General features: G+C 68.9%; 15 protein-coding genes and 1 tRNA gene. 15 read left to right on the forward strand and 1 reads right to left on the reverse strand.

The window, feature by feature from the left end:
- Positions 1–228: 228 nt before the first annotated feature.
- The 3 genes from AB0D34_RS33265 to AB0D34_RS33275 all read left to right on the forward strand — a co-directional run bounded on the left by AB0D34_RS33265 (position 229) and on the right by AB0D34_RS33275 (position 3,568).
- The gene (locus AB0D34_RS33265; protein ID WP_362668372.1) at positions 229–1,623 is read left to right on the forward strand and encodes a phage/plasmid primase, P4 family; all 1,395 of its coding nucleotides are present in this window, start codon (positions 229–231) and stop codon (positions 1,621–1,623) included.
- Between the two features lie 272 nt (positions 1,624–1,895).
- On the forward strand, positions 1,896–2,090 hold the full coding sequence (locus AB0D34_RS33270; protein ID WP_362668375.1) for a helix-turn-helix domain-containing protein: 195 nt from the start codon (positions 1,896–1,898) through the stop codon (positions 2,088–2,090).
- A gap of 224 nt (positions 2,091–2,314) precedes the next feature.
- Complete coding sequence (locus AB0D34_RS33275) at positions 2,315–3,568, forward strand: site-specific integrase (protein ID WP_362668377.1); 1,254 nt, start codon at positions 2,315–2,317, stop codon at positions 3,566–3,568.
- 141 nt (positions 3,569–3,709) lie between these two features.
- Here AB0D34_RS33275 and AB0D34_RS33280 read toward each other — a convergent pair.
- Positions 3,710–3,781, reverse strand: a tRNA-Arg gene (locus tag AB0D34_RS33280).
- Positions 3,782–3,989: 208 nt separating this feature from the next.
- Here AB0D34_RS33280 and AB0D34_RS33285 point away from each other — a divergent pair.
- From AB0D34_RS33285 to prmC, 12 genes are all read left to right on the forward strand, one after another.
- Positions 3,990–4,430 (forward strand): response regulator, encoded by a 441-nt coding sequence (locus tag AB0D34_RS33285; RefSeq protein ID WP_362668380.1) that lies wholly within the window; start codon positions 3,990–3,992, stop codon positions 4,428–4,430.
- Between the two features lie 133 nt (positions 4,431–4,563).
- A complete protein-coding gene (gene nrtL, locus AB0D34_RS33290; protein ID WP_362668382.1) occupies positions 4,564–5,688 on the forward strand; it encodes an ArgS-related anticodon-binding protein NrtL in 1,125 nt (374 codons plus the stop codon).
- Positions 5,689–5,704: 16 nt separating this feature from the next.
- Positions 5,705–7,096, forward strand: coding sequence for a diaminopimelate decarboxylase (gene lysA / locus AB0D34_RS33295; protein WP_362668384.1), 1,392 nt, complete (start codon positions 5,705–5,707; stop codon positions 7,094–7,096).
- 141 nt (positions 7,097–7,237) lie between these two features.
- The gene (locus AB0D34_RS33300; RefSeq protein WP_362668387.1) at positions 7,238–8,530 is read left to right on the forward strand and encodes a homoserine dehydrogenase; all 1,293 of its coding nucleotides are present in this window, start codon (positions 7,238–7,240) and stop codon (positions 8,528–8,530) included.
- A gap of 6 nt (positions 8,531–8,536) precedes the next feature.
- Positions 8,537–9,595 carry a threonine synthase gene (gene thrC / locus AB0D34_RS33305; protein ID WP_362668390.1) on the forward strand — a complete coding sequence of 353 codons (1,059 nt, stop codon included), beginning with the start codon at positions 8,537–8,539 and terminating at the stop codon, positions 9,593–9,595.
- A 247-nt stretch (positions 9,596–9,842) separates the two neighbouring features.
- Positions 9,843–10,772, forward strand: coding sequence for a homoserine kinase (gene thrB, locus AB0D34_RS33310; protein WP_362668392.1), 930 nt, complete (start codon positions 9,843–9,845; stop codon positions 10,770–10,772).
- 409 nt (positions 10,773–11,181) lie between these two features.
- Positions 11,182–13,242 carry a transcription termination factor Rho gene (gene rho / locus AB0D34_RS33315; protein WP_362668395.1) on the forward strand — a complete coding sequence of 687 codons (2,061 nt, stop codon included), beginning with the start codon at positions 11,182–11,184 and terminating at the stop codon, positions 13,240–13,242.
- A gap of 133 nt (positions 13,243–13,375) precedes the next feature.
- On the forward strand, positions 13,376–15,178 hold the full coding sequence (locus AB0D34_RS33320) for a trypsin-like serine protease (RefSeq protein ID WP_362668576.1): 1,803 nt from the start codon (positions 13,376–13,378) through the stop codon (positions 15,176–15,178).
- 207 nt (positions 15,179–15,385) lie between these two features.
- Entirely contained in the window at positions 15,386–16,495 is a 1,110-nt protein-coding gene (locus tag AB0D34_RS33325) for an LCP family protein (protein ID WP_362668397.1), read from the forward strand.
- 130 nt (positions 16,496–16,625) lie between these two features.
- On the forward strand, positions 16,626–16,844 hold the full coding sequence (gene rpmE / locus AB0D34_RS33330) for a 50S ribosomal protein L31 (RefSeq protein WP_079311057.1): 219 nt from the start codon (positions 16,626–16,628) through the stop codon (positions 16,842–16,844).
- Between the two features lie 103 nt (positions 16,845–16,947).
- Positions 16,948–18,024: a peptide chain release factor 1 gene (gene prfA, locus AB0D34_RS33335; protein ID WP_362668399.1), complete on the forward strand. Its 1,077-nt coding sequence runs from the start codon at positions 16,948–16,950 to the stop codon at positions 18,022–18,024.
- Positions 18,025–18,065: 41 nt separating this feature from the next.
- Positions 18,066–18,911 carry a peptide chain release factor N(5)-glutamine methyltransferase gene (gene prmC / locus AB0D34_RS33340; protein ID WP_356589158.1) on the forward strand — a complete coding sequence of 282 codons (846 nt, stop codon included), beginning with the start codon at positions 18,066–18,068 and terminating at the stop codon, positions 18,909–18,911.
- Positions 18,912–18,941: the final 30 nt, after the last annotated feature.

Consider the following 18,941-nt stretch of genomic DNA (forward strand, 5'->3'; position numbering starts at 1 on the left):
AACTGTCCTTGGCACTGACCCGCACGGCGACGACGGGCGCCGCCCCATCGCGTGGCTGAACATCAGGGCGCCCGGTCGCGGCACCATCCCCACCGCCACCTCGTGGTGCGCGTGCGGACACGACCGCTCGGCCGTCGGCATCCGCCGCGTAAACGCTCTGATCGCCGACCACACCGCCCACCGCGACGCATGCCCGCTCCGTAACCCTCAGGAAGGGAGGGCCGCCTCATGACGGACCACCCCGCCCCCGAGACCGAGGAACTGCCCCCACCCTCCAACCCGTTGGCCGTCGCCCGCCGCCTCCTGCCCGACTGGAAGAACGGGGACGGACAGCTTGTGTGCCGGCGCTGGCGCGGATCGTGGATGCGCTGGACCGGTGCCCACTGGCGGGAGATCGACGAAGCTCAGGTACGCAAGGCCATGTACGAGCGCCTGGAGCACGCCGTCTACCTCGCCCCGGTCAAGGACGGGGAGTTCGAGCAACGCGACTGGGCACCCACGAAGCAGAAGATCGGCAACCTGCTCGATGCGCTCGGAGCCATCACCCTGGTGCCCACCGACACCGACGCCCCCACCTGGATCGACGGACAGGGCGAGCGCGACGACGGGCCGATCGTGGCCTGTGAGAACGGGCTGTTGCGCATCCGGGACCGCGCCCTACTGCCCCACACCCCCGGCCTGTTCAACCTGGTCTCCGTACCCTTTGCCTACGACCCCGCGGCGAGCGCGCCGACCTGGGATCACTTCCTGTCCCAGATCTGGCCCGACGACCCCGACGCCATCGCCGCGGTGCAGGAGTGGTTCGGCTACGTCCTGTCCGGCCGCACCGACCAGCAAAAGATCCTGCTCATGGTCGGCCCGTCCCGTTCCGGGAAGGGCACCATCGCCCGCGTCCTCAAAGAGCTGGTCGGCAAGGAGAACCTCGCCGGACCGACCCTCGCCGGGCTCGGCACCAACTTCGGGTTGTCCACCTTGATCGGCAAGCCGCTCGCCGTCATCGCCGACGCCCGGCTGGACGGCAACAGCAACAACAGCCAGGTCGTCGAACGGCTGCTGACGATCTCCGGTGAGGACACGATCGACATCGACCGCAAGTACCGCGAGGTGTGGACAGGCAAGCTCCCCACCCGGCTGGTGATCCTGTCCAACGAGCTGCCGCACTTTGGCGACTCCTCCGGCGTCATCGCCCGCCGCTTTGTCCTGCTCAACATGCGGGTGTCCTGGCTCGGCAAGGAAGACCCCACCCTCTTCGACCGACTGGTCGCGGAGATGCCCGGCATCCTCAACTGGGCACTGGAGGGCCTCGCCCGACTCCAGCGCACCAAGCGGATCACGGAACCGGCCTCCAGCCGGGAAGCTGTCACGACCATGCAGGACACGGCCTCGCCCACATCCGCGTTCGTCCGCGAACGCTGCACCACCGGGCCGGCATGCAACGTGTCCGTCGACGCTCTGTGGAACGTCTGGCGGGAGTGGGCCGAAGACAACAACGTCCGGCCCGGCACGAAGCAGGTGTTTGGCCGCAACCTGCTCTCCGTCGTCCCGCAGCTCAACCGCTCCCGCCCCCGCGCCCCTTCGGGCGAGCGGATCGCCACGTACCACGGGATCGCCCTCAGCGGTTGAGCCCACAATCCGCAGGGTCGCGGCCCACCGCGACCCACGCTCCCTGACCTGGGGCTTTCCTGGACTCCGACCGCGGCCCATCGCGGCCCATCGCCTACAGGGGTTGGGCCGCGATGGGCCGCACAGAGGCTGCACAAAAGCCCAGGTCACAGCTTTGGGCCGCGATGGGCCGCGACCCACAGCATTGTGGCGGCAATGGCACGCCGCTGGGAGGTCCGGGCAGGGAGCCACCTCGCTTTGCTCCACATCACAACAAAAGAGAGGACGCCGGCATGAGTGCCCGCGTAGAGGACGAAAAGATGACCCTGAAAGAGGTCATCACGGATCTGAAGGTTCCTCCGTCGACCTTTTACCGATGGCGCCAACTCGGCAAAGGTCCCCGCTCCATAAAGCTCCCGAATGGTGACGTACGGATCCGGCGATCGGAATACGAGCGTTGGCTTACGGAGCGGGAGGATGCTGCGTGACCGAGAGCACGACTGGCGCGACTCAGGGCGCTCGTGGAAGTGAGAGCCCTGAGGGAAGTCAAGAGCGCATCTTCTCTAGTGACGTCCGAATCTGGGGTGTCAGTAAGGTAAGGAGTAAGAGCGCCCCCTATCAACTCCGTTGGCTCGTTGCGGGTAGTCGCTGCTATGCATCGTTTGCCACCTCTGCGCTTGCTGACAATCGCCGTACAGAATTGCGGCAAGCCATGCGGAGAGGTGAAGCGTTCGATGTGGAGTCGGGCCTTCCTGAGTCGGAGATCCGGCGAGCCGAAGCCGCGGCCGCGATGGCTGAAGAGAAGCCGGACCCCACTTGGTGGGAGTTCTCTCGGGAGTTCATGAAACGGCGTTGGCGTACGGTAGCGGCAAAGACCAGGGAGGGCTTTGCGGACAGCCTCGCCTCTGCCGCTCTGGGGATGATGGCGGACAAGCCTGGCGCCCCGGAGCTTCTTCAGGTGCGGCGGGCTGTGCGGTGGGTTGCCGTACCGGCTCACGAGGATGAGGAGCCCCCGGTGGACCTGGAAAAGGTCTGCGCGTGGCTCACGGAGAACACCCTCCGCTTGTCGGCGCTGAGAACATCCAGCATCGCCGAGGATGTTCACTACCGTCTGGCTTATAAGCTGGACGGGAAGCTGGCTGCCAAAGATACCTATAAGCGCCGCCGGCGTGGCTTCAATGCGGCGATCGCGTACGCAATCCAGAAGGGGTATCTGGACGAAAACCCGCTCGCCGGATTGGAGCGGCCTACTACTGCCGCCACCGGTCCTATCGACCCACGTGTCCTCATGAACGCAGTGCAGGGGCGTGAATTCCTCACTGCCGTCTCGTACGTCGGATCTGTACATCGAAACCGGGGGAGACGGTTGGTCGCTTTCTTCGGGTGCATTCTCTATGCCGCTATGCGCCCGGCGGAAGTCGTAGGTCTGCGGCTGGATGACTGTTACTTGCCAGAGGAGGGGTGGGGTGTGCTCACTCTCAAGGAAACACGCCCCGTTTCCGGCAAGAAGTGGACCGACTCCGGTAAGCGGCACGACAGGCGCGGGCTGAAGATGAGGGACCCCGAGACGGACCGTCCGGTACCCATTCCGCCCATTCTGGTGGCGATGCTCCGGGCGCATGTAAAAGAGTTCGGTACCGCCGCCGACGGGCGGGTGTTCCAGAACGAGCGTGGCGACCTGGTGGGCACCTCCAGCTATTGGCGCGTCTGGCAGGAGGCACGCCAGTACGCCTTCCCGCCTCACAAGGTGGCCTCACCTCTTGCCGGAAAGCCCTACGACGGGCGGGCTAAGTGCATCACGGACTGGCTCCGTTCCGGCCTCCCGGTGGCGGAGGTGGCCCGCCGCGCGGGCACCTCACCAGAGGTCATCGATCGCCACTACGCCGGCTGCCTCGACAACAGCGTGGAGGAGGACAACAGGAAGATCGAGAAAACCATGGGGTGGGCGTCCCCGGACTCTGAATGAGGGGTGCGTGGCTCACGCACCCCTCACGCACAACCAGTGAGAGACAGTGAGAAAGGGCGGGAGTCAGTGAGACTGACTCCCGCCCTTTTCTGTCGGCATCCGCCCTGGTCAGACCGTAGTTTTGAGTCTGTGACCGGCGAGTGCCCCCGGCAGGATTCGAACCTGCGCACACGGCTCCGGAGGCCGTTGCTCTATCCCCTGAGCTACGGGGGCGTGTCGGGCGCGGAGCTGGTGGCTCGCGGCGACGGGTAGAACACTACCAGCTCGCTCGGGGTGATCAGGAACGGGTTTCGTGGGGCGTCGGGGCGGTGCGTGCGGTGGGTGTCCCCCGGCCGGGGTGGAAGTGGGGAAAAGCCGGACGCGGTGGCCGGTCCGCACCTACTCTCGAGTTGTGCCAGGCGCGTCGGGTCGGGTGCTTGTTGTGGACGACAACAAGGTCATCCGGCAGTTGATCAGGGTCAATCTCGAGCTGGAGGGTCTCGAGGTCGTGACCGCGGCCGATGGTGTCGAGTGTCTGGATGTCGTGCATCAGGTGCAGCCCGATGTCGTCACCCTCGATGTGGTCATGCCCCGACTGGACGGGCTGCGGACCGCCGCGCAGTTGCGATCCGATCCTCGGACGTCCCATCTGCCCCTCGCCATCGTCAGCGCCTGTACGCAGTACGAGGTCGACAGCGGTCTCGACGTCGGCGTCGACGCCTTCCTCGCCAAGCCTTTCGAGCCCGCCGAACTGGTACGGCTCGTACGGCAGTTGATGGAGCGGAGTGAGGAGCAGCGGGGTGCGGCAGAAGGGGACAGCCCGCTTGTCGGGGGTGTCCTCGGGGGTGGAGAGGCCGAGCGGGCCGGTCACGCCGGCGCTTGATCGCTCAGAAGACCGGCCGCCAGCACACCAGCCGTCAGCCCGCCCGACCCCGCCGCACACCCACCGTCCACATCCCGGACCCCTGCCCAAACCCGCTCGCCCTCCCACCCCCCTCCTCCCATACGCTTGTCCCGTGACCCCCGTCGAGCTCTCCCGTACCGTGCTGCGCGCGGTGCGTCGTGCTGTTGATGGCGGGGAGCTGGACGTGGTCGTGCCGGGGCGGGCCAAGGTCGTGCCACCTGGTCCGGGTGGGTGTGGGGACTACGCCACCAACGTCGCCCTCCAGCTCGCCCGGCCGGCCGGACAGCCGCCGCTGCGGGTCGCCGAGATTCTCCGGCAGCACCTCGCGCAGGCCGACGGCATCGGTGACGTCGTCGTCACCGGGCCCGGGTTTCTCAACATCAGCCTGAGGGGGAGCCAGCCGGCCCTCGTGCGGGAGATCCTGCGGCGGGGGTACAGGTACGGCCACGCAGACCACCCCACCGGGCAGCTCGTGCAGCTGCACGCACCCCATGAAGTCCGTGCCGTCGTCGTGATGGACGTCGTCGCCCGTGTCCTCCGCTCCCAGGGCGCCCTCGTCCGCACCAGCTGCACTGAACCCCCCGCGCCCGAGTGGACCGACCTCCTCGGTGTCGACATCGATGCGTACGGCACCCCCGAGGGCCCTGTTTCTGCTCCCGCCCCGCTCCACGTCAACCTCCGGCCTGTGCCGGCGTCCCTCGACCCCCTCCACCTCGGCCGTGACGCCGCCCGCTGGGCCCTGCTCCACCCCGCCGCCCACGACCGCCCCCGCATCGCCGCCGACCACCTCGTCCAGCGCGAGAGCAACCCTCTCTTCCGCGTCCGTTACGCCCACGCCCGCACCCGGGCCCTCAGCCGCAACGCCGCCGACCTGGACTTCCACGCCGAGCCCGGCGACACGGTCACCCCGGGTCACCCGCACGCCGAGCCCGGCACTGCACACGCTGCCGGTACCGCCGTACAAAAGACGCAAGACATCAGGGCCCTCGAAACCGCGCTCGCCGATCACCCCCGGATCCTCGCCCGGTCGGCCGCGCACCACGCGCCCGACCTGCTCGCCCGGCATCTCGTCGCCGTCGCCGATGCCGTGCTGCCCCTCCTTGTCACCGTCCTTCCGCGCGGTGCGGAGAAACCCTCGGCCGCCCACCGTGCCCGGCTCGCGCTTGCCGAAGCCGCCGGGGCGGTGCTGGCCGGTGGCCTGTCCCTGCTCGGTATCGACGCACCCGAACACCTCTAGAGAGCCAGTCAAGAAGATGAGCCGTTCCGCACACCCCGCCGGGCCCCGTCACGCCGATGTCCTTCCTGAGGGGCATTACTCCGCTCCGCCCGCCGACCTCAACACCCTCGACCCCAAGGTCTGGGCGCAGACGGTCACGCGCGACGCCGACGGTGTCGTCACCGTCGGCGGCATTCCGGCCACCCGGCTCGCCGAGGAGTACGGCACCCCCGCCTACATCGTCGACGAGGCCGACTTCCGGGCCCGGGCGCGGGCCTGGCGCACCGCGTTCGGCCATGACGCCGACGTCTTCTACGCCGGCAAGGCCTTCCTCTCCCGTGCCATCGTGCGCTGGCTGGACGAAGAGGGGCTCAACCTCGACGTCTGCTCCGGCGGCGAACTCGCCACCGCCCTCTCCGCCGGTATGCCCGCCGACCGCATCGCCTTCCACGGCAACAACAAGTCCACCGAGGAGATCCGCCGCGCGATCACCGAGGGGGTTGGGCGGATCGTCCTCGACTCCTTTCAGGAGATCGTCCGCGTCGCGCACATCGCGCAGGAACTCGGCAAGCGGCAGCGCGTCCAGATCCGGATCACCGTCGGGGTGGAAGCGCACACGCACGAGTTCATCGCCACCGCCCACGAGGACCAGAAGTTCGGCATTCCGCTGGCCGGAGGTCAGGCCGCCGAGGCGGTGCGGCGGGCGCTGAAGCTCGACGGGCTCGAGCTCATCGGCATCCACTCCCACATCGGGTCGCAGATCTTCGACATGTCCGGCTTCGAGGTCGCCGCGCACCGTGTGGTCGGGCTGCTCAAGGACGTCCGTGACGAGCACGGCGTCGAGCTGCCCGAGATCGACCTCGGGGGCGGCCTCGGGATCGCGTACACCAGCGACGACGACCCCCGTGAGCCGCACGAGATCGCCAAGGCGCTGACCGAGATCGTGACGAGGGAGTGCGAGGCCGCCAAGCTGCGCACCCCCCGTATCTCCGTCGAGCCCGGGCGGGCCATCGTCGGGCCCACCGCCTTCACGCTCTACGAGGTCGGCACCGTCAAGCCCCTCGACGGGCTGCGCACCTACGTCTCCGTCGACGGCGGCATGTCCGACAACATCCGCACCGCGCTCTACGACGCCGAGTACAGCGTCGCCCTGGTCTCCCGCACCTCCGACGCCGAGCCCATGCTCACCCGCGTCGTCGGCAAGCACTGCGAGAGCGGGGACATCGTGGTGAAGGACGCCTTCCTCCCGGCCGACCTGGCACCGGGTGACCTCATCGCCGTACCGGCGACGGGCGCCTACTGCCGGTCCATGGCGAGCAACTACAACCACGTGCTGCGCCCGCCGGTCGTCGCCGTCAACGACGGTGAATCCCGGGTCATCGTCCGCCGTGAGACGGAGGAGGACCTGCTGCGGCTCGACGTCGGCTGAAAAACACCGGGGGTGGAAGATCTACGGTCTTCCACCCCCGTACAAATGAAATAGATGTCTCATCATCCGGACGAGGGGCAGAAACTCCCGTCCGGTGAGTGAGACTGGTTCCACCGTGACGGTATGAGGAAACGAGGTCGGATGATGCGTACGCGTCCGCTGAAAGTGGCGCTGCTGGGCTGTGGAGTGGTCGGCTCAGAGGTGGCGCGCATCATGACGACGCACGCCGACGACCTCGCCGCCCGGATCGGTGCCCCCGTCGAGCTCGCAGGGGTCGCGGTACGGCGGCCCTCCAAGGTCCGCGAGGGCATCCCGCAGGAACTCGTCACCACCGACGCCACCGCCCTCGTCAAACGCGGGGACATCGACGTGGTGGTGGAGGTCATCGGGGGGATCGAGCCCGCCCGTTCCCTCATCACCACCGCCTTCGAGCACGGGGCGTCGGTCGTCTCCGCCAACAAGGCGCTTCTCGCCCAGGACGGGGCCGCCCTGCACGCGGCGGCCCTGAAAGCCGACAAGGACCTCTACTACGAGGCCGCCGTCGCCGGTGCCATCCCGCTGATCCGCCCACTGCGCGAGTCCCTCGCCGGCGACAAGGTCAACCGGGTGCTCGGGATCGTCAACGGGACGACGAACTTCATCCTCGACAAGATGGACTCCACGGGGGCCGGTTACCAGGAGGCCCTCGACGAGGCCACCGCCCTGGGATACGCCGAGGCCGACCCGACCGCCGACGTCGAGGGCTTCGACGCCGCCGCCAAGGCCGCCATCCTCGCCGGGATCGCCTTCCACACGCGCGTGCGCCTCGACGACGTCTACCGCGAGGGCATGACCGAGGTGACGGCCGCCGACTTCGCCTCCGCGAAGAACATGGGCTGCACCATCAAGCTGCTCGCCATCTGCGAGCGCGCCGAGGACGGCCGGTCCGTCACCGCGCGCGTGCACCCCGCGATGATCCCGCTCAGCCACCCGCTGGCCTCCGTGCGCGGCGCGTACAACGCCGTGTTCGTCGAGTCCGACGCCTCAGGACAGCTCATGTTCTACGGCCCGGGCGCCGGCGGCGCCCCCACCGCCTCCGCAGTGCTCGGCGACCTCGTCGCCGTCTGCCGCAACCGGCTCAGTGGCACGACCGGACCCGGTGAGTCCGCGTACACCGCCCTCCCCGTCTCGGGCATGGGCGAGGTCGTCACGCGCTACCACATCAGCCTGGACGTGGCGGACAAACCGGGTGTTCTCGCCCAGGTGGCCACCGTGTTCGCCGAGCACGGAGTGTCGATCGATACCGTTCGGCAGCAGGGGAAGGACGGCGAGGCGTCCCTCGTCGTCGTCACGCACCGCGCGTCCGACGCCGCCCTGAACGGCACCGTCGAGGCGTTGCGCAAGCTCGACACCGTGCGGGGTGTCGCCAGCATCATGCGGGTTGAAGGAGAGTAACCAGCAATGACCCACCAGTGGCGCGGAATCATCGAGGAGTACCGGGACCGGCTGCCCGTCTCCGACACCACGCCGGTCGTGACGCTCCGCGAGGGCGGCACGCCCCTCGTGCCCGCGCAGGTGCTCTCCGAGCGCACCGGGTGCGAGGTCCACCTCAAGGTGGAGGGCGCCAACCCCACCGGGTCCTTCAAGGACCGCGGTATGACCATGGCCATCACGCGGGCCAAGGAGGAGGGTGCGAAGGCGGTCATCTGCGCCTCCACCGGCAACACGTCGGCGAGCGCCGCCGCCTACGCCGTACGCGCGGGCATGGTCTCGGCCGTTCTCGTCCCGCAGGGCAAGATCGCGCTCGGCAAGATGGGCCAGGCGCTCATCCACGGCGCGAAGATCCTCCAGGTCGACGGTAACTTCGACGACTGCCTCACCCTGGCCCGCGCGCTGAGCGACAACTACCCGGTGGCGCTGGTCAATTCGGTCAACCCGGTGCGCATCGAGGGTCAGAAGACCGCCGCCTTCGAGATCGTCGACATGCTCGGCGACGCGCCCGACATCCACGTCCTGCCGGTCGGCAACGCCGGCAACATCACGGCGTACTGGAAGGGCTACAAGGAGTACGCCGCCGACGGCGTCGCCGCCAGGACCCCCCGGATGTGGGGCTTCCAGGCCTCCGGCAGTGCCCCGATCGTGCGCGGCGAGGTGGTCAAGGACCCGTCGACCATCGCCACCGCGATCCGTATCGGCAACCCCGCCTCCTGGCAGTACGCGCTCGCGGCGAAGGAGGAGTCCGGCGGCTTCATCGACGAGGTGACGGACCGTGAGATCCTGCGCGCCTACCGGCTGTTGGCCGCTCAGGAGGGCGTCTTCGTGGAGCCCGCCTCCGCCGCCTCCGTGGCCGGTCTGCTGAAGGCCGCCGAGCAGGGCAAGGTCGACCCCGGCCAGCGCATCGTCTGCACGGTCACCGGCAACGGTCTGAAGGACCCCGACTGGGCCGTCGCGGGCGCCCCGCAGCCCGTCACCGTCCCGGTCGACGCGGCGACGGCGGCCGAGCGCCTCGGTCTGGCCTGAGGCGGAACCCCGGGTTCGACCGGGGAATCCCCGTAAGGGGTGCACAGGGGGCTTACGACACGCATCGTGCGCCTCCTGTGCGCCCTATGTCGCCACAGAACCTTCCTTCGATAGGCTGTACCGAACCCGCCCCCTGCATATGCCTCCGCGCATGGCAGGGAGCCGCGTAGTCTCCGCGGCCTGAGGGTCTTCAGGTACCTATCGAACGTCTTCGACAATCACGCAGCTCAAGGAGAGTCATCGAGAGATGGCCGGTCCCGCCTTCCGTGCCGCCGCCGTCCGGGTGCGCGTCCCCGCCACCAGCGCCAACCTCGGCCCGGGCTTCGACGCCCTGGGCCTCTCGCTGGGGCTCTACGACGACGTGGTCGTCCGGGTGGCCGACTCCGGGCTGCACATCGACATCGCGGGGGAGGGGAGCGAAACACTCCCGCGTGACGAAAAGCACCTTCTCGTACGCTCCCTGCGCACCGCCTTCGACCTGCTGGGCGGTCAGCCGCGCGGTCTGGAGATCGTCTGCGCCAACCGCATCCCGCACGGCCGGGGCCTCGGCTCCTCCTCGGCCGCCATCTGCGCCGGTATCGTCGCCGCTCGTGCCGTGACCATAGGCGGCGAGGCCCGCCTCGACGACACCGCGCTGCTGGAGCTGGCCACCGAGATCGAGGGTCACCCCGACAACGTGGCCCCGTGCCTGCTCGGCGGGTTCACGATCGCCTGGATGGAGGCCGGAGCGGCCCGGGCGATCAGGCTGGAGCCCGCCGATTCAGTCGTTCCGGTGGTTTTCGTGCCCGGGAAGCCGGTTCTGACCGAGACGGCGCGCGGACTGCTCCCGCGCACCGTGCCGCACGTCGACGCCGCCGCCAACGCCGGCCGCGCAGCCCTGCTCGTCGAGGCCCTCACCAGGCGCCCCGAGCTACTGCTGCCGGCCACCGAGGACCGTCTCCACCAGGACTACCGCGCTCCCGCCATGCCGGAGAGCGCCGCGCTGGTGGAGCGGCTGCGGGCCGACGGAGTCCCGGCAGTCATCTCAGGAGCAGGGCCCACCGTGCTCGCGCTGGTCGACGCCGACAGCGCCGACAAGGTGGCCCATCTGGCGGGCCCGGGGTGGGCCGCCAACCGGCTCGATCTCGACGCCCAGGGCGCCGGCGTGCTGCCGCTCGCGGCGGCCAGTGACATCTGAAGTCCGGCGTGTGCCGGATTTCGAGAGGGGGAATGTTTGTTGGATCCGGTAGTGTTAATCTCAAGTCTGCACCCGACCCCACCATGGCGAGGTGCTTCACGTCCCCGTCCGGGACAGACATTCTTCCGGGAGCCTCCCAAGCCGCACTGCGTTCCGTACGACGTACATGGGCAGTACCTCGTACGCGAGCACTGAGCGACTTGCCGGGCACGCTCCGGAACCGGTGCGACCAAGCCAACGTGACACGGACACTCAGTGCCACGGCTCTCGGAAGCGCCGTCACCACATTCCTCCGCCGTTCAGGCGGACCACCGCCCCGGCACGGTCCACAAGGATGGGACCGACGTCGGACAGCACAAACGGTCGCCGAGCCAGACAGGCCGACGTCCGCTCCAGGGAAGGACCCTTCGTGAGCGACACCACCGATCTGATGGGCGCACGTGTCGAGGAGACCGCTGCCGCGCCCGACACGGACGCCTCCGCGCCTGCCACCGGTGCAGGCTCCCGGCGGCGCCGCGGTACCGGCCTCGAGGGCATGGTGCTGGCCGAGTTGCAGCAGGTCGCATCCGGCCTCGGCATCAAGGGCACGGCGCGTATGCGCAAGAGCCAGCTGATCGAGGTCATCAAGGAGGCGCAGGCCGGGGGAGGTGCCGCGGCTCCCAAGGCGGAGACCGCCACCGAGACCAAGCCCAAGCGCCGCGCCACCTCCAAGGCCCGCACCGGCGAGGCCGCCGAGAAGAAGGCGGACGCCAAGGCCGAGGCCCCCGCGGAGAAGGCCGAGAAGGCCGTCGCCCAGCAGCAGATCGAGATTCCCGGTCAGCCGGCCCGTGCCGCCGAGACCGAGCGTGCGGCGGAGGACGCCCCCGTCGAGCGTCGCCGGCGCCGCGCGACCGCCGAGGCCGGTGCCCCGACGGGCAGCGCCGAGACGATCGTGGCCGAGGCGAAGAGCGAGCCCAAGGCCGAGACGCCCGCGCAGGCGCAGCAGCAGCCGCAGGGCGACGCCGGTGACGGCGACGGCCGTGGCCGCCGCGACCGCCGGGACCGTGACCGCGGCCGTGACCGCGGGGACCGTGCCGAGCGCGGTGACCGTCGCAAGAGCGACGACCAGCAGGGGCAGGGCGGCGGTCAGCGCCAGCAGCAGAATCAGCAGGGCGGCGGCCGTCAGGACCGCCAGGACCGTCAGCAGCGTGACAACGGTCCGCGGGCCGATGAAGACGGGGACGACTTCGAGGGCGGCCGCCGCGGTCGCCGGGGCCGTTACCGGGACCGCCGTGGCCGTCGTGGCCGTGACGAGATCGGTGGCGCGGGCGAGCCGCAGATCAACGAGGACGACGTCCTGATCCCGGTCGCGGGCATCCTGGACATCCTCGACAACTACGCCTTCATCCGTACGTCGGGCTACCTGCCCGGGCCGAACGACGTGTACGTCTCCCTCGCCCAGGTCCGCAAGAACGGCCTGCGCAAGGGCGACCACATCACCGGTGCGGTCCGTCAGCCCAAGGAAGGCGAGCGGCGCGAGAAGTTCAACGCGCTGGTGCGGCTGGACTCCGTCAACGGCATGGCGCCCGAACACGGCCGTGGCCGCCCGGAGTTCAACAAGCTCACCCCGCTGTACCCGCAGGACCGCCTCCGCCTGGAGACGGACCCGGGCGTGCTCACCACCCGCATCATCGACCTCGTGTCGCCGATCGGTAAGGGCCAGCGCGGTCTGATCGTGGCCCCGCCGAAGACCGGCAAGACCATGATCATGCAGGCGATCGCCAACGCGATCACGCACAACAACCCCGAGTGCCACCTGATGGTCGTCCTGGTCGACGAGCGTCCGGAAGAGGTCACCGACATGCAGCGGTCGGTGAAGGGCGAGGTCATCTCCTCGACCTTCGACCGCCCGGCCGAGGACCACACCACGGTCGCCGAGCTCGCCATCGAGCGCGCCAAGCGTCTGGTGGAGCTGGGTCACGACGTGGTCGTGCTGCTCGACTCGATCACGCGTCTGGGCCGTGCGTACAACCTCGCCGCGCCCGCCTCCGGCCGCATCCTGTCCGGTGGTGTCGACTCGACCGCCCTGTACCCGCCGAAGCGCTTCTTCGGTGCGGCCCGCAACATCGAGGACGGCGGCTCGCTGACCATCCTCGCCACCGCCCTGGTGGACACCGGGTCCCGCATGGACGAGGTCATCTTCGAGGAGTTCAAGGGCACCGGCAACGCCGAGCTCAAGCTCGACCGCAAGCTCGCCGACAAGCGGATCTTCCCGGCGGTGGACGTCGACGCGTCCGGCACCCGTAAGGAAGAGATCCTGCTCGCCCCCGACGAGCTCGCCATCGTCTGGAAGCTGCGCCGGGTGCTGCACGCGCTCGACCAGCAGCAGGCGGTCGAACTGCTCCTCGACAAGATGAAGCAGACGAAGTCGAACGCCGAGTTCCTCATGCAGATCCAGAAGACGACGCCGACGCCGGGCAACGGCGACTGACGTCCAGCGTTCGCGAAGAGGGCCGCCCCTTGTCACCGGGGGGCGGCCCTCTTCGGTTTAAGATCACGCTCTTCGGTCGGATTTTCGATCGCTGAGTTTTGAATCCCTAGGGGGGACTTGCATGGGCATATCCATGTCCGGAGGCGCCGGGCGTCTCAGACGCCGTGTCCGGATCGCTCTGCCCGTCGCCGTGGCCGCCGCGCTGCTGGCCACGTCGGCGAACGCAGCCACCGTCGTACCCGAGCCGCAGGCGCCGTCCGCGCCCGCCGCCGCGTCCACGCCGTCGCAGGCCGAGCTGAAGCAGCGGATCACCGAGGCAGCCGCGGCCGAGGACACCTCCCGCACGGTGACCCGGACGGCGAGCGGTGGCACGGTCGACTCCACCATCTCGCCCATGGTCATCGGCGGAACGACGACCACCATCAGCTCCGCCCCTTGGATGGCCCAGCTCTGGTACGTCGACAACAAGGGCACCACGGACACCAGCGACGACACCGGCTTCTTCTGCGGCGGAGCCGTCATCGCCCCGACGAAGATCCTCACCGCCGCGCACTGCGTGAAGGGCGCCACCTGGGCCAAGGGGGGCGTGGTGGTGACCGGAGCCACGCAGCTCCTCTCGGACGACGGCGACCTGCACGGCGGCGCCGCGGCCGGCGTGCTGCGGCAGTGGTACCACCCCTTGTACAACGAGGACACCATCGACAACGACATCGCGGTGCTGACCCTGGCGAAGCCCGTCAAGGCCACCCCGATCCGCATGACGACGTCGACCGACACCGCCTCGTACGACCCCTCGACGACCGGCGCCAAGAGCGCCAAGGTCTACGGCTGGGGCCGTACCAGCTCCACCAGTGACGCCGTCTCCCAGACGCTGAAGACGGCCACGCTGCCCATCAAGTCGGACGCGACCTGCGCCGCGGCCTACGGCTCCTGGTTCATCAAGGGGCACATGACCTGCGCCGGGCCGCCCGCCAGCGGCCGCGACTCCGGTACGACCGCGATCTGCAGCGGTGACTCCGGCGGACCGCTCGTCGTGAACGGCCGGATCGTCGGCGTGGTCTCCTGGAACGTCACGGACTGCGTCGCCAAGGGCGCCTACAGCGTCTTCACCAAGGTCAGCAAGTACGTCGGCGCCGCCTACCCGCGCATCGACGACACCAACCTGAACCTCGACCACAAGGCCGACGTGTGGGTGCGCAAGTCCTCCGACAAGGTGGGCTACGAGCTGGACTCCAAGGGCACCACCTTCGGCGCCAGGGTTTCCTGGGGCGACGCGAACGGGTTGAACCTCGTCCGGCAGACCGACCTCAACCGGGACGGCTACCAGGACCTCCTGTACCGCGTCTCCGCCACCGGTGACGTCTACTGGCTGCGGTTCGTCCCGCCGTCCGACGGGACCACCGGTTCTTGGGCCGCCCCGAAGAAGGTCTTCACCGACTGGAGGACCCGCACCCGGATCCTCACCCCCGGCGACGTCACCGGCGACTACAAGCCCGACCTGCTCTCCGTGGACTCCGCGGGCGTCCTGTGGATCTACCCCGGCAAGGGCGACGGCAGCTTCGCGACCCGGGTGCGGGTCGGCGGCGGGTGGAGCCAGTACAACCAGCTGCTCGGCCACGGCGACTTCACCGGCGACGGCAGGGCGGACGTGCTCGCCCGCAACAAGAGCACCGGCGACCTCTACCTGTACAAGGGCACCGGCAAGTCCGGCACCGGCGTCTTCGCGGCCCGGGTCAAGGTGCGCAGTAACTGGAGCGGCTACAACGCCTTCGACGCCGTCGGTGACATCACCGGCGACGGCAGGGCCGACCTGCTCGCCCGCACCCCGGGCGGCACGCTCTACCTCTACAAGGGCACCGGCAAGGCGACCAGCGAGATCTTTGCCACAAGGATCACCGTTGGTACCGGTTTCCAGCAGTACGACATCTTTGGCTGAAACCGCTGGTGAACAGGGCTCGCCCTGAGTCTCCTGTCACGTGCTGTGACCATCGCTTCACGGCGATGGTCACAGCGCGTTGTGCAACCCTTTCTCGAGTTTCGCCGTCTGACCAGGCGGAGCGAACATGGTGCGGTACGGGTCTTTTGTGACCACGTCTGACCCTGAAAACAGGGGGTAACCGACCGGACGAGATTCGAGGAGCGCATGTCAGCCGAGAGCACGCCGATACCCGGGAAACCGGGCGGCAAGGGACGCCGTCGAAAGCCCCGCAGCAAGGGACGCAAAGGCCTGCTCGTCACGGCCTGGGTCGCCGCGGGGATCGTGGTGCTGGGCGGCACCGGAGCCGGCTACCTGTACTTCAAGCTCAACGGCAACATCAAGAGCGTCGACATCGACCAGGTCCTCGGCAGCGAGCGCCCCGAGAAGGTCGACAACGGCTCCGAGAACATCCTCGTCCTCGGTTCGGACACCCGCTCCGGCTCCACCAACAAGGAACTCGGCGGCGGCGCCGACGACGGCAGCGCCCGCTCCGACACCGCGATGGTCATCCACGTGTACAAGGGCCACAAGAAGGCCACCGTGGTCTCCATCCCGCGCGACACCCTGATCGACCGCCCCGAGTGCACCGACACCGACGGCAAGGAGCACGACGCCGCCTCGGACGTCATGTTCAACTCCGCCTACTCCACCGGCGGCGCGGCCTGCGCGGTCAAGACCGTCGAGTCCATGACCGGCATCCGCATGGACCACTACCTGGAGGTCGACTTCAGCGGCTTCGAGAAGCTGGTCAACGAACTCGGCGGGGTCACGGTCACCACGACCAAGGACATCAAGGACACCGACAGCCACCTGGACCTCAAGGCCGGCACGCACGAGCTCACCGGCGCCCAGGCCCTCGGTCTCGTCCGCACCCGGCACGGCGTCGGCGACGGCAGCGACCTCGGCCGTATCCAGCTCCAGCAGGCCTTCATCAAGGCGCTGGTCAAGCAGGTCAAGGAGGTCGGCCTGCTGACCAACCCCAAGAAGCTGTACGACCTCGCCGACACCGCCACCAAGGCCGTCACCACCGACTCCGACCTCGGCTCGGTCAACTCCCTGGTCTCCTTCGCGAGCGGCCTCAAGGGCATCAGCCCCGAGAACATGACCATGGTCACGATGCCGGTCCGGTACGACCCGGCCGACCCGAACCGCGTGATCGTGCAGGAGACCAAGGCCCAGCAGATCTGGACGGCCCTGGAGAACGACCGGACGATCCCGAGGTCGGCCACGGAAGGCACGGCGACGGGCCAGGCCAAGGGCGTCGTGACCTCCTGAGGAATAGATCGGGGTGACCCCTGGTTTTGGGGGATGGCCCCAGTCCTGGCAGACTGGTACGTCGGCCCCGGTTCACGCCCCCGCAGCCCGCGGACGGCGACCCGGTGCCCTCCCGAAACTAGGAGACACCTTGAAGCGCGACATCCACCCCGAGTACGTCGAGACGCAGGTCAGCTGCACCTGTGGCGCGTCGTTCACCACCCGTAGCACGATCGAGAGCGGCACCATCCGTGCCGAGGTCTGCTCCGAGTGCCACCCGTTCTACACGGGCAAGCAGAAGATCCTCGACACCGGTGGCCGTGTGGCCCGCTTCGAGGCCCGCTTCGGCAAGGCTGCTGCCAAGAAGTAGCGAGCCACCAGCGCCGGTCCACGCCGCACTCCTCGGAGTGCGCCGGGACCGGCGTTTTTGGTCGCCCGCCCTCCCTCTTTCTTACGCAGTTCAGGAGCCCAAGATGTTCGAGGCCGTCGAGGAACTCGTCGGTGAGCACGCCGACCTGGAGAAGAAGCTCGCCGACCCGTCGGTCCACTCCGACCAGGCCAACGCGCGCAAGCTGAACAAGCGCTACGCCGAGCTCACCCCGATCGTCGCCACGTTCCGCTCCTGGAAGCAGACCGGCGACGACATCGAGACCGCGCGCGAACTGGGCGCCGACGACCCGGAGTTCGCAGCCGAGGTCAAGGAGCTGGAGAAGTCCCGCGACGAGCTGACGGAGAAGCTGCGGCTTCTCCTCGTCCCGCGCGACCCCAGCGACGACAAGGACGTCATCCTCGAGATCAAGGCGGGCGCGGGCGGCGACGAGTCCGCACTGTTCGCGGGCGACCTGCTGCGCATGTACCTCCGCTACGCCGAGCGCGTCGGCTGGAAGACCGAGATCATCGACGCCACCGAGTCCGAACTGGGCGGCTACAAGGACGTCCAGGTCGCCGTGAAGACCAAGGGCGGCCAGGGTGCCACCGAGCCCGGCCAGGGCGTGTGGGCGCGCCTCAAGTACGAGGGCGGCGTGCACCGCGTGCAGCGCGTCCCGGCGACCGAGTCCCAGGGCCGTATCCACACGAGCGCGGCCGGTGTCCTCGTGACCCCCGAGGCCGAGGAGGTCGACGTCGAGATCAACCCCAACGACCTCCGCATCGACGTCTACCGCTCCTCCGGGCCCGGCGGACAGTCCGTCAACACGACCGACTCCGCCGTGCGCATCACGCACATTCCCACCGGAGTCGTCGCCTCCTGCCAGAACGAGAAGAGCCAGCTGCAGAACAAGGAGCAGGCCTTGCGTATCCTGCGCTCCAGGCTGCTCGCGGCGGCGCAGGAGGAGGCGGAGCGCAATGCCGCCGACGCCCGCCGCAGCCAGGTCCGCACCGTCGACCGCTCCGAGAAGATCCGCACGTACAACTTCCCGGAGAACCGCATCTCGGACCACCGCGTCGGCTTCAAGTCGTACAACCTGGACCAGGTCCTGGACGGCGACCTCGACGCGGTGATCCAGGCCTGCGTCGACGCGGACTCGGCAGCGAAGCTGGCAGCCGCGTAAGAGGTACCTACGCACGACCGAGTACGACACGGAGGACTTGCGTGAACCTGCTGCTCGCAGAGGTGGCCCAGGCCACCCAGCGGCTGGCCGACGCCGGCGTGCCCTCGCCGCGCAACGACGCGGAGGAGCTCGCCGCGTTCGTGCACGGCGTGAAGCGGGGCGAGCTGCACTCCGTGAAGGACGCGGACTTCGACGCCCGCTACTGGGAGACCATCGCGCGCCGTGAGCAGCGCGAGCCGCTCCAGCACATCACCGGCCTCGCCTACTTCCGCTACCTCGAACTCCAGGTGGGCCCCGGGGTGTTCGTGCCGCGTCCCGAGACCGAGTCCGTGGTGGGCTGGGCCATAGACGCCGTACGCGCGATGGACGTCGTCGAGCCGTGCATCGTCGACCTGTGCACCGGCTCCGGCGCCATCGCGCTCGCCCTCGCCCAGGAGGTCCCGCGCTCCCGCGTGCACGCCGTGGAGCTGTCCGAGGAAGCGCTCAGGTGGACCCGTAAGAACGTCGAGGGATCCCGGGTCGACCTGCGCCAGGGCAACGCCCTCGACGCCTTCCCCGACCTCGACGGCCATGTCGACCTGGTCATCTCCAACCCGCCCTACATCCCGCTCACCGAGTGGGAGTACGTCGCCCCCGAGGCGCGGGACTACGACCCCGAACTCGCCCTGTTCTCGGGGGAGGACGGCCTCGACCTCATCCGCGGTCTGGAACGCACCGCACACCGGCTCCTGCGCCCCGGCGGTGTCGTCGTCATCGAGCACGCCGACACCCAGGGCGGCCAGGTGCCGTGGATCTTCACCGAGGAGCGGGGCTGGGCCGACGCGGCCGACCACCCCGACCTCAACAACCGCCCCCGGTTCGCGACGGCCCGCAAGGCGATGCCGTGAGCCACTTCCCCAAGACTTCAGAGCAGTACG

This window comes from Streptomyces sp. NPDC048420 (assembly GCF_040651535.1).
Classification (GTDB): domain Bacteria; phylum Actinomycetota; class Actinomycetes; order Streptomycetales; family Streptomycetaceae; genus Streptomyces.

Coding starts and splice junctions, on each gene's coding strand:
- AB0D34_RS33265 (WP_362668372.1), top strand. CDS start 229: ATGACGGACCACCCCGCCCCCGAGACCGAGGAACTGCCCCCACCCTCC.
- AB0D34_RS33270 (WP_362668375.1), top strand. CDS start 1,896: ATGAGTGCCCGCGTAGAGGACGAAAAGATGACCCTGAAAGAGGTCATC.
- AB0D34_RS33275 (WP_362668377.1), top strand. CDS start 2,315: ATGCGGAGAGGTGAAGCGTTCGATGTGGAGTCGGGCCTTCCTGAGTCG.
- lysA (WP_362668384.1), top strand. CDS start 5,705: ATGAGCCGTTCCGCACACCCCGCCGGGCCCCGTCACGCCGATGTCCTT.
- AB0D34_RS33300 (WP_362668387.1), top strand. CDS start 7,238: ATGATGCGTACGCGTCCGCTGAAAGTGGCGCTGCTGGGCTGTGGAGTG.
- thrC (WP_362668390.1), top strand. CDS start 8,537: ATGACCCACCAGTGGCGCGGAATCATCGAGGAGTACCGGGACCGGCTG.
- thrB (WP_362668392.1), top strand. CDS start 9,843: ATGGCCGGTCCCGCCTTCCGTGCCGCCGCCGTCCGGGTGCGCGTCCCC.
- AB0D34_RS33320 (WP_362668576.1), top strand. CDS start 13,376: ATGTCCGGAGGCGCCGGGCGTCTCAGACGCCGTGTCCGGATCGCTCTG.
- AB0D34_RS33325 (WP_362668397.1), top strand. CDS start 15,386: ATGTCAGCCGAGAGCACGCCGATACCCGGGAAACCGGGCGGCAAGGGA.
- prfA (WP_362668399.1), top strand. CDS start 16,948: ATGTTCGAGGCCGTCGAGGAACTCGTCGGTGAGCACGCCGACCTGGAG.